Raw genomic sequence first — 10896 nt, forward strand, 5'->3', positions numbered from 1 at the left:
GTCTATCTTTCTCTGAGCGAATTCTCTTTCGCACGTAATATAGGTTTTAACCAATAATTCAGTACTGTTTTTTCTCCTGTAAGAATGTCTACCACAACCTGCATTCCCGGGATGATCGTAAACTTATCATCAACCTTGAAAGTAACGTTGGCACGGTAGTAGGCATTGCCCTCTTCATTTTGAAGTGCATCGGCGCTTACGTAGGTCACTTCTCCTTCTAGGCCTCCGTAAATGACAAAGTCATAGGCAGACAACTTTACCGTTGCCGGCAGGCCAGGCCTTATGAAGGCGATATTCTGAGGAGAAATTCTCGCTTCAACGATTAACGTGCTATTACGAGGGACTATTTCTAAAATAGGCTCACCCGGCTTAACCACACCTCCGATGGTTCTGACAAAAACATCTTTGATGGTTCCATCGACCGGAGAAAGTAACTGCGTTCGATTCAACTGGTCCGCAATCGCCTGACGACTTTCATTGAGCTGCGCTAGTTGCGTCACAACTTCATTGAGCTGCCCTTGTGCCTCTGCCCTAAAAGCAAGCGCAGTACCACGATAATCTGCGATGGATTCAGAATACACAGCCCTTTGCTTTTGGGCAGCAGCTTGTGAACTCGCGATGTCTCCTTTGAGCTTTATAACGTCTCTATTCAGTTTTAATAATTCCACTTCAGCTACCGCGCCACTAGAAACCACCTCTCTCAGCATATCTCGCTCTTTCGAGACAATAACCAGACTGCTTTTTAGTGTTTGAATGGTATTCAAGGTATCTAGATAAGCTTGCGATTGTTGCTCAATTCGCAATTTAGCCTCCTCCAGCTCAGACTCCAGTTGGCTCAACCGCTCAAGATAGTTTGCTTTGGCATTCAGATAGGCAGAGTGGCCGGTCATCGAAATATCAAATGTCTGAGGCTCGATACTCACTTGTTGTTTCCAATCCAGTTGGAGGCTATTCACTTTTACCGTTTCTAATTCAATTTGAAGCCTCTGCTTTCTGGCGAGCAAAGATTCAACTTGTTCAGAGGTCTCCGAATAGGTCGACTTAAACCTTGTATCATCCAGAATAGCGATGGTTTGCCCCTTAGTGACGCTTTCACCAGGCATGACAAGTAACTCCTTTAGAATGCCTCCCTCTAAGCTCTGAATAGTCTGAACAGACAAAGTAGGAACAACTTTTCCTTCGCCGACAACCACTTCGTCTAACCTCGCCCACGAGGCCCAAATAATCACACTCAGCACTAACGCGGCAGACAACCAAATCAACGTTCTCGAACGGTTTGCTAAATGAGCATTACTCCAACGAACTGTGCTCATCATTGACCTCCTTCGCGTACAATTGATACTGCGCGTACTCTGTTCGTCTTCGCGTTAGACTGTTGTTTAGCAAAAATTTCTTGGGGCGCTCCTTCCCTCAAAATTGTGCCTTTATCAAGCACAACAATTCGATCACAAAGCGATAATAAGGAATGTTTATGAGAGCTAATAATCATCGTCGTCGAGTGCGGCAACGATTTGAGAGCATTAAACAATGCATTCTCAGCAGGCTGGTCTAAGGAGCTGGTTGGCTCGTCTAAAATTAATGCTGCAGGGTTTCGATAAAAAGCTCTTGAAATCGCTACAGCTTGCCTTTGCCCCCCCGACAAATAACGCCCTCCTTCTCCGACTTGCGTTTCTAGACCATGAGGAAGGCGACTCATGTACTGGTTCAAACCCGATAATTCTATCGCACGGCGTAATCGTTCTTGATCAATAACATGATGTCCTAATACTATGTTTTCCATAATGCTGCCGTATATAAGATGCGAATCTTGGCCAACCCAACCCGTTTTCTCTCTTATCAATTCGACGGGCCAAAGCTGACTGTCAATGTCATCAAAATAAACGCTACCCTGTAAGGCACTGAGTTGATTGGTAATAATAGAAAGGAGTGTAGACTTTCCTGCTCCTGCACTACCAATAACGCCAACGCGTTCGCCTTGCTTGATAGTAAGATTAATATCTCTCAAACATGGCATATCAACATCTGGGTATTGGAAGCTCACGTTTTCTAAACGTATATTCCCTGTAAATTCGGCAGACGTAATGACCTGACTGCGTTGCGCCTCCTGAGGTAAAGACATGATAGAATTTAAGCCTTCAACCGCTGTTTTTGTCTGTTGATAGCGAAGTAACAGCATAGCTAACTGGTTAATCGCCCCTGCAGCACGACCGCTAAGCATGACAATAGCAATGAGCCCCCCCATGCTGAGCAATCCCTCAGAAATTCTGTACACGCCTGTTACAAGTAACATTACGGTAATTATCTGCTGGCTAGATTGAATGGAGTAAGCAACGATATTCGAATAGTTTCGCGATTGATTTTGCCAATCAGAAAGCATGGATACCGTTTGCTCCCAACGCTTTTGTGCTTCTCCCGTAGCGTTATTTTGCTTAATCTCTTTTAAAGAGGACAATGAATCAAACAAGTGAGCTTGTCGCTTCATGGATAGTGCAGCACTTTCCGTATGTGATTGTTCTATTTTTGCTTTTACCGCAAAGCCAAGGATCAGCAGGGTAAACATGACGGCAATAGGTATGAACATCATTGCCCCACCTAGCCAACCTATTAAGACTAAAAATAACAACGTAAATGGGAGATCAACTAAGGTCACAAGAGATGCAGAAGTAAAAAAATCGCGAACACTATCAAAATCTTGTAGTTGTCGAGCGAATGCACCGACTGATGCAGGACGGTGTTCAAGTTTCATCCCCATAACTTTAGAAAAAAGTATCGAAGAAAGCTTGTTATCGATGTACTTACCCGCGGTATCAGTGACAACTCCCCTTGCTTTACGCAATAGCCAATCAAAAATAATCATGACGGAGACACCAGCGACCAAAACCCATAATGTACTGAAAGCTTGATTAGGCACTACACGATCGTAAACGTTCATAGTGAAAAGCGGAATAACTAGCGCTAGCGTATTGATAAGGAAAGAGGCAATCAAAAGATCTCGATACCACGGAGACATTTCTTTCACTACGGCGAAAAGCCAATGTTCATTATAATCCGCTTGAATAGAACTTATCCGTTTGTCCAGCTCTGGACGCATAGAAACTTGCCATGCTTGAGGCTGGAATTGATTATGCAGCTCCTCGCTCGTGACGTATTGCGTTTCACCTTGATCTTCACTAAATAACGTGACTTGATAATCGCTGTTATGTCGCTCAGATATAATAGCGGGTTGTAACGTCTTCCTATTGATTACCACCAATGGAAAGCTCAACATTGCGGTGGATTTTAAATCGATTAATGTGAGTTCAAGATCGGCTCGCTCAGCGGCTCTGATGAATAAGTCACTATCCAATCTACCCTCAACAAGAGGTAATCCAGAAAGCACCTTTTTTGTATGGTGTCTAACCTCAAAATAACGCATCAACCAAGTTAACGATTGCCCCCAAGGATCGTTAGTCAGCTCACTTGATGAGGATGAGTGATGCTTCATGACATACCACCTACTAGCAAGTTGTTGTCATCAATCATCTTCTGTAAGACATTTTCTTCGGCTACGCCAGTCGAGTCACCTTTGTAAAGCTGATCGAGAGTGACGCCCTGCATAAGAATCTGTTGTTTTGTCCCCGTCTCTTCTGGTTTTATGTGAAGCGTTACGCCATCATCATTCTCTGTTAAATCGAGCTTATTATCGACTTCTGTTATCGAGGTAGCGGTGATTATCGAGGCGATGTCAATTGTGTCATTATCATCACCAATAACGGATATTTGGAAATCGTTGATCACATCGTACGAGGGCTTTAACTCGTTACCGAGCCCTGAACTGTCAAACTGGAATACATCGCTGCCACTTCCTCCAATAAGCAAATCATTAGCATCTGTCGCAAGTAATGTTTGGCCCCCTTCTTCCACTAAGGTAACATTGACTGTCTGAGCAGCACCTTCTGCGACTGTAGCACCCAGTGTTGCAATCGGTTTTATCGACAACGTAAAATCACTTGCACCGCTAAACCCGCCAACGATGGAAAGATCAGCGACATCCTCTTGATCAACAGTATAAATGCCGTTCAATCTTTCACCATGACTCAACTCTAGATCTGTTGGTAATCCGCGAATCTCCACACTTCCAAACTCTTCGGGTGCAGGATTGACTAAATTCATGCTCAACCCCAAAGGAATACTCCCAGACGCTTCAGACACAATAGACTGATAATCGGCCGTTAGTGTTGGCTCATCAGCTTCAGGGGTAACAACAATGGTTAGATCGGTAGTTTGCACATCTCCAAAATCGGTTTCGAGTGTCTCTGACACTATCGCTTGATCAAACGTTCTAACATTGAGAGCAACATCCATCGTTCCAAATGCATCCTTCGGAATGAACTCCAAACCTGACACTTCATTTGCTCGCACTAATACCGTCGCCACGGCATTGCCCGCGTCATCGAAGGTAAAGGATGAGAATTGAGTTCCAATACGAATCCTACCTAAGCCTTCCAATGCAGAGGGTTCAGAGCTTGCTTTGATCAACATCGACACTTCTATATATTCGTTGCTATTTGTTTCAAAACCGCTCGCTAAAAAGTCAATCGAAATGGAATCACCTTCATCTCCAGTGAACGTGTTAGAGGTTGTATTCAAAGATACATCATCGCCAATCGGTTTTACGCCGACGTTGAACTGAGAAGTGGTATAGTTATAGTCGTTTGATCCAGACTCTTGGGTAATAGCTTGCAGTGTTAATGAAATATCCCCACTAAAATCTAGTGGCGGTAGAAAGTAAACCTTATCAAGTTGTGCTTGAGTTAGCTGCCACTCCTTGCTCTCACCATCCGTTGAACCGTTATCAGGGAGTAATTCGAACGTCCCATTATTGTCCCAAACCAACACGGCTCCGTCTGGCACTCCTGTCATGACCAAAGACATCGACTCAGAACCATCTTGATCGATTAATGATGCAGATAAGTTTCCTAAATAAATATAATTATCTTCATTACCAACTACGTCTTCTGTTTCCAGAACCGCTTTATCAACCACTGGGGCAATGGTAACGGTAACTTCTGTTGATTTAGTTTGAGTATCTTTCGCACTGTCAGTACTTAAACAACTTCCCGTGACTTCATCAGTAATGTTTGCGTCAACGGAAATAACAAGCTCTCCACTGTAGTTTTCAGGTGGGATTAACTGAATTTCGTTTAGACGCGTAACATCTGTCACTACCCATGTTCCATCACCGTTGTCAATGAGTAGGCTCGGGTCCACGGCAGTAAACCGCGCATTCTCGTCAGACACCGATAAAGAAACCCAATTGACACTTTCAAGGCCAGTCGCTGCGTCACCTTCTCCAGTAATGGACTGCATTGGCCCTTCACTATCGCCCAATACAAGAGCAAGATTCAGGTTGGTTATAGTATCTTCTTGAACCGTAACTTGGCTTGGTGCTATCGCGATATCATCGACAACAGGAGAGATTTGTACCGTAATGGTCTGAGCGGTTGTTTTCGAGTCACCATCGCATGGGGCCGTTTCTGTCACTTCTAAATTGAAAGTAATGCAACCAGCAAAGTCCTCATCCACGCCAGTAAGCGTCAAGGAAGACAATCCAGCGCTAGAAATTGAATAACCCAACAGATTGCCCGTATTATCATAAGCAGGTATCACACCTTCGCCAGTAAGCTCGACTCCTTCAGGTAAAGAATCTGCGGCGACAAAGAAGGAAACTAAGTTATCATCACTACTCGCCACATCAGGGTTTAAAAACGCCCCAATTGAGACATCTTCACCTTCTTTACCTACAATATCCCCACTTTGAACGCTTCCCGGTTCACCAGGATCAGCACACTGGTCTCCATCTCCTTCATGGCCAGTAATTTGAATTTGGAACTGACCTGTGATGTATTGAGCATCCGTTCCATCTCGAACATACGCTAACACATTCACATCAAGTATCTCTGTGTTATATGGGCTATAAATCGATGCGCCAGCAAGCAAATCTTGAGCGGTTTCCAACACGCTATCACTTGTGATTCCTTCCATTGGAATCAGCCAGTTCCCATCGGCATCTTGAGAAGCACCATTCGGATGAGTAACAATGAGGTCTTGACCCTGCGGTATCTGTAAAACGATGTAATCGAGATACTCTGAACCATCAATATCCGCTTCTGTAAATGTAATGCCTCCACTCACGTCAACAGCAGACCCATCCGTACTTGTGAATAGTTCAGTCGCGCCTTCTAAACGTGTTTTGTCAATATCTTCATTACCAATATCCACTTTTCCAGAAACCACGACGCTCAAAGAGCCATTGATTGCCTTTACATCAGTCTCCATCGTCGGAGACGTGTCTGTCACTTCGTACTGAACTTCCAGGCTAAACGTCCCACTTAGGTCTTCATTAGCTTTTACAGTGATTCGTCCACTGTTTAACAACTCAGATAATGTTGCCGAGCTACCATCGAGTAGTTCATTGAGTTCTAACGGTAAATTACTTTCCTCTACTGCATTACCATCAAAGTAAAGTGTTAAGCCATCTGAAATGGATACAATGGTGTATCCTGTCAAGGACTCACTAGAATCTATATCTTGATTAACGACAGGCTCAAGATTTAGTGTGATGAAATTGTCCTCAATACCATTGCTTTGTAATTCTTGACCGTCAGTTTGATCAACAATAGGTAAGATTTCCATTTCCACTTTAAGAGGGGTTTCAGCAGAATCACCATCCGGCTCTGTTGAAACGACGATAACATCCATGCTCAGTGTTCCACTAAAATCTTGCTCTGTTTTGAGGTAAGTGTTTTCAAGAACAGCGTTCGAGACCTGATAAACTGGCCCCGTTATTGGGTCCACGTATGCAATTGGAAGAGCAATAGGGTCACCATTTACATCTGTCAGTTGTGTTCCCACAGGGATGTTCTGAAGCAAGATATTAATTTCTTCTGATAGATCGTCGTCTGATGTCTGGATGATAAAATCCAGTTGTATCAGGTTATCTTCGTCTAACGTAGAGAGATTACTAATTACTTTAGTCGCTTGATCATATTGCCAATTCCCCTGTCCACCATCTAGGACAATTGGTTCATCGACCACGCCTTTTAGCTTAATGTCAATGGTTGCAGATTGGCTCTCGGCGGTTTCATTAAGAGGTGCTAAGCCATCAATAGTCGACTCTGTTGAAATGGCGGTTACTTGAAGGGATAGAGATTCAGTAAATGAGCTGATATCCGATTTTGGTTGAAGTAACGCCTCCGAATTGGCTAGAGCATTGGAGGTCACTAGGTAGGTATTAATACCGATAAGCGTAATCCCAGCTCCGACAGGCAATGTCCAACCATCTTGAACTTCTATGCGATAAGACAGAGACTCCGAGCCATCTGTGTCAGTGAGCCGCCCTAAGATGTACTCTTTTAAGTCAATCGCTTGGTCTTCAAGCCCCTGAATGTTTTTAACGGTCAGCGCAGGCACATCGGCATCTGGAGATATATCGATAACAACTTGCTCAGTGATCTCCGCTGTTTTATCTTGCTCATCGGCAAACACACTACCCGACTCAGTCGTTACTGCCGTTACATCAAAAGTAAATCTTCCGGCTAAGTTTTCGTTAGATGTGATTTCAATTTGATCTAACTCGGATTGGCTATACGATTTCCCTTCCTCAATAGCACTTCCGTTAAGTGTTAATATAAGTCCATCTGGAATATTCGAAATTTGGTAGTGGAGCGTTTCAGAACCGTCTTGGTCAAACTTTTCAGCGACAATATTGAGCGAAAGTGATTCAGCGGAATCTTCAACACTTTGATAAGAAAAGTCCGAATCATTAGACCACTCTGGCAAATCTGCAACCGGTAAGACGTTAACATTTAACGTGTTATTGCCTTGTAATACAAAACCATCTGGTTCGACATCAGATACGATTAATGCAGACACTGCTAACGAAACTTTGATAGTGTTGCCCGACAGGTTTAGCGCTGGTTGATAAGTGAGATCACCATTTGGAACGGTGAATATACCCACCCCCATTAGCTCTGTACCAGAAAGACTAATAAATCCGTCATTATCATCATCTTCAAGGCGCACTCCGTCTAAAAACAGAGCCCCTCCTTGTAGAGATTCAACAGAGATCCTTATCGCTTCAACACGCTCATTATTCTCCGTATCCCCAGGAGAAACTCTAATCGGTAACGCGACTGGCGTGGGGTCTCCACTATTATTCGCGCCATTATCTTCTAACGTATCTACATTAACGGTTCGAATAAAACCCCTGGCATCATCAAGAATTAATTGAGCTTCACTGCTTGCTTGGTCACCGTCTGCATCCGTCACAGTTATCGTTAGATCATCAAGCAAACCACCTACAGGCGTATTAACAATAAGCTCGGTAGTTAGCGTAAATGTCCCATCTTGAGCAATAGTCAGCGTTCCATATTTTAAGTTACCATCACTACTATTGATTAAATCGATGGTCCAAGCATCATTGCTAAATACCGAACTCGCCGTATCGTATGTTTCACCTGCATAGGTCAAACTTGAAATCAACGTGCCATCTGAACTGATTAAGTCGGCATTATTGCTAAACCAGTTTCCCGAAAACTCATCCCCCTCGGTAAGTTCAATTTCTATTGGTGAGCTTGTGTCTTCAGGGATATCATCTACTACACTAACGGTATATGTCTCAGCTTCAGACTGGTCGCCATCCTTATCAACGGCATAAATTGAAAAACTGAGTTCTAATGTGTTCTCGTCCGCTGGAACACCGTCAGGTTCATCGTGTTCAAGTGCACGGTATAGATCAAACTCGACAGTCCCATCGGTATTAAATCTAATTCTAAAGACGTCTTGCTCGCTTTCATCTCTTGCATATAACCAACCATTCGAGTCCGGTGAATCAAGCGAAACCAGGCTACCACTACTTGTTTTATAGCCGAGCGCATTGAACATATCGATATTCACGCTCACACTGGCGATAGAGTCTGAACCTTGTAATAGCGTAATGGATGGTGACGAGCCCTCGATGCCAGAATCAAGCGAATCATCATTCAACCCGCTTTCATTGACTGTGATTCCCTCTGTAATTACTAGTTCCGGAAACAAGCCATCATAGACCAGTATGTTGGACTCCGTAGAGATCTCGCTTCCATCAGAATCTCTCGCCACGATGGGCATAGAGATCGACAATTGCGTCCCATCACCTAAAACATGGTCAAGCGAGTGATAAAGCTCTACAGTTACATTAACGGTAGACGTATCATTTGATGGCAAAGAGAAGTCACTAGGTAACGTGACCCTAAATACAACGTCTCCAGTGTCTGAAATTGCGTCAAAGCTTCCATCATTGTTATCGTACCAAGTGACAGCCTCTCCGTTATAAGTAACAGCATCACCAAGCGTAGTTTTGACAGTATCTCCATCATTTATGTCAACACCCAGATACACAATCGGATCGAATGATGACGTAACTATCACATCCGTATTCGCTATGGCTGAAACCCCATCAGGAGCAATGTTTGTATCGACAGGTGTTTCGGTCAACTCGACATTGCCACTATTGATTAGCGCTTGTCCATTGTCGTTATCCATCACATTAATGTCTAAAACGACCGACGTGTTATCTTGGTCTGAGTCCATTGCAGTAACAACGAGAGGCACGTTTGGATCAGTATTTTCTTGTTGGTCGAGAGCCTGAAAAAGCTCAAAGGAGTAGGTAATGTCGCTATTTGCATCAATAGGTAATGAAGCATTGAGGGTAGCTTGAAAGATGGGAATCTGAGTTTGCCCATCTTCGTCAAGAATATAACCATCAAGTGTTTTGCCATCCGCAGAGACTTGATAAAGCACAACTTGTTCACCACTCGTCAACAAGGGTTGTTCAGAGACGATGAACGACAAAGATTCGAGGTAATCACTGCCAACCTCAACTTGAAAATTCCCTGAGCTCAACACACTTCCATTTGCGAGATCAGATTCTTTTACTTCTACCCCATTCAAATTATTTAAAGTTGGGTCTGCGCCATCCTTTAGAACATAGTCAATTTCATTCTCTACAAGCGGTGTGGCATCTAAATCTACGCCACCAATGGTCAACGGGAAAGTGACCGTATCACTGCTATTGAATTGATCGATAGGGTGCTCAAGAGTAAGCGAAATTGAAGCTAATACATCGTTACCCGACTCAACGCCACTCAATGTTAACGTAAATACAGTGACACCATTCGCAAATGCTGTAATTTGCTTTCCGCTGGAACTTAACGTGTAGCTAAGCTCATTATCAGAGACTGAGCTTGTAAGCCCTAATGCTTCTAACTTAGTAATAGATGACCCACCGAAATACAAACTACTCGGATCAGGGTTGTCAGATCCCGCGACAATATTGACAGTTCCTTCAAAGTTCAATATCGGGCCATCCAAAGGGACTTCTGTTACGTCTATAGTCGCATTGCCTACGTAACCTGCTTGTCCATCAGTAATGTCAATGGTCGCGTTAGCCAAGCCATAGTCTTGGGAGTCATCTGCAGCTAAATAGCTGAAAGAAACACTTTGCTCGACCGAATGATCTAGGTTTCGACCTGCATCAAACTGCCAAGAGCCATCAGAAAATACGGTTAATTCGCCTTTTTCTAAATTAAAACTTACGGATCCCCCCTCTAGAATTGACTTCTGCTCCCCGCCAGCCTCTACAAGTTTCACATAAAGTGTTCCATCAAGATCAATATCATTTTCAAGTACATTGCCCGTAATTGTTTGATCTTCTACGACTGAGTATGTGTCATCTCTAATCACCGGATCAGAGTCATAAATAGTAATCGTTAACGGTGCCACAACCGTCTCTTGTGTACCGTCAGCATCACTTTGAATGCTTTCAACCAATACGTTAGTCACCAGCTCATCTTGACCTACACCATGATCAATCGC

The 10896-nt window shown here is 43.6% G+C and carries 3 protein-coding genes; all 3 read right to left on the reverse strand.

Going from position 1 to position 10896, the window contains the following annotated elements; genetic code table 11:
- Positions 1 to 2 precede the first annotated feature (2 nt).
- The 3 genes from R7E00_RS07645 to R7E00_RS07655 are packed head-to-tail and all read right to left on the reverse strand — an operon-like array spanning position 3 to position 10863.
- The gene (locus tag R7E00_RS07645; RefSeq protein WP_047102180.1) at positions 3 to 1316 is read right to left on the reverse strand and encodes an HlyD family type I secretion periplasmic adaptor subunit; all 1314 of its coding nucleotides are present in this window, start codon (positions 1314 to 1316) and stop codon (positions 3 to 5) included.
- Positions 1313 to 3484 carry a type I secretion system permease/ATPase gene (locus R7E00_RS07650; protein ID WP_262606094.1) on the reverse strand — a complete coding sequence of 724 codons (2172 nt, stop codon included), beginning with the start codon at positions 3482 to 3484 and terminating at the stop codon, positions 1313 to 1315. Before R7E00_RS07650 ends, R7E00_RS07645 begins: the two co-directional genes overlap by 4 nt.
- Positions 3481 to 10863: an Ig-like domain-containing protein gene (locus R7E00_RS07655; protein ID WP_318124420.1), complete on the reverse strand. Its 7383-nt coding sequence runs from the start codon at positions 10861 to 10863 to the stop codon at positions 3481 to 3483. The genes R7E00_RS07650 and R7E00_RS07655 overlap by 4 nt, the downstream gene beginning before the upstream one ends.
- Positions 10864 to 10896 lie beyond the last annotated feature (33 nt).

This window comes from Vibrio sp. Vb1755 (assembly GCF_033338635.1).
GTDB lineage: Bacteria > Pseudomonadota > Gammaproteobacteria > Enterobacterales > Vibrionaceae > Vibrio > Vibrio alginolyticus.